At 61.5% G+C, this 1,126-nt stretch carries 2 protein-coding genes; both read left to right on the top strand.

All coding sequences use genetic code 11. The features are described 5' to 3' along the window. Positions 1-302, top strand: a 302-nt coding sequence (locus tag EN984_RS35515; RefSeq protein WP_206517573.1) for a type II secretion system F family protein, incomplete at its 5' end; no start/stop codon positions are given. Between the two features lie 9 nt (positions 303-311). Then, the coding region (locus EN984_RS35520; RefSeq protein WP_164765964.1) for a type II secretion system F family protein at positions 312-1,126 on the top strand (815 nt) is incomplete at its 3' end.

Below are 1,126 nucleotides of genomic sequence, written 5' to 3' on the forward strand. Positions count from 1 at the left end.
TCCAGATACAGTCGCAGGCCGGCGGCAATCTCTCCGAGGCGCTGGGCAATCTTTCGCGCGTGCTTCGCGATCGCAAGAAGATGAAAGCCAAGGTCGCGGCGCTGTCGATGGAAGCGAAGGCGTCCGCCGCGATCATCGGTGCGCTGCCCTTCATCGTCGCCTTTCTCGTCTACCTGTCGAGCCCGGCCTACCTGATGCCGCTCTTCAACACCAGCGTCGGAAACCTGATCCTTGGTTGCTCTGCGGTCTGGATGTTGATCGGCATCCTGGTGATGCGCAAGATGATGAACTTCGAAGTCTAGGATGCTGGCATGACCGAGCAAGTCATCAAGACCCTGACGGATCCGAGCTTCCTGATCGCGATGCTGGTCGCGATAGCGGTGTTTGCGACCGTCTTCACCTTGCTGCCGGCGTTTGGCGGAAACCAGCTCAAGTCACGCATGAAATCCGTTGCGCTGGAACGCGACGAACTGCGTGCGCAACAGCGCGCCCGGCTTGCGGTCGAGGCCGACCGCCGTCGCAAGGGCTTGCGCGAGGAACAGTCGGTCGGCATGCGCAACATTGTCGACCGGCTGGATCTGAGACGCGCGCTCGCCGATGAAGGCACCTTGCAGAAACTCAAGGTGGCCGGCTTTCGTGGACAGAATCCGCTGACGCGGTTTCTTTTCTTCCGTCTCGTACTTCCTTTCGTCGGTTTCGCGCTGGCCGCAATCTACATCTTCGCGCTCGGAGGACTGCCCGACAAGCCATTGGTCATCAGGCTGTTCGTCTGCGTCCTCGTTGCTTACGGCGGCTTCTACGCGCCAGTCATCTACGTCAACAACCGCGCCACCAAGCGCAAGCAGTCGATCCAGATGGCATGGCCGGATGGGCTCGATCTGATGCTTATCTGCGTCGAATCGGGCATGTCGGTGGAAGCGGCACTGCGCAAGGTCGCCGACGAGATCGGTGCGCAATCGGTGGCGCTGGCGGAAGAGTTCATCCTCACCAACGCCGAGCTTTCCTACCTGCCGGAGCGCAAGCAGGCCTACGAGAACCTGGCAAGCCGCACCGGCCTGGATTCGGTCAAGTCGGTGTCGCAGGCGCTCGTCCAGGCCGAGCGTTACGGCACGCCGGTGGCGCATGC

It is taken from the genome of Mesorhizobium sp. M7A.F.Ca.CA.004.12.1.1 (genome assembly GCF_003997835.1).
Taxonomy (GTDB): domain Bacteria; phylum Pseudomonadota; class Alphaproteobacteria; order Rhizobiales; family Rhizobiaceae; genus Mesorhizobium.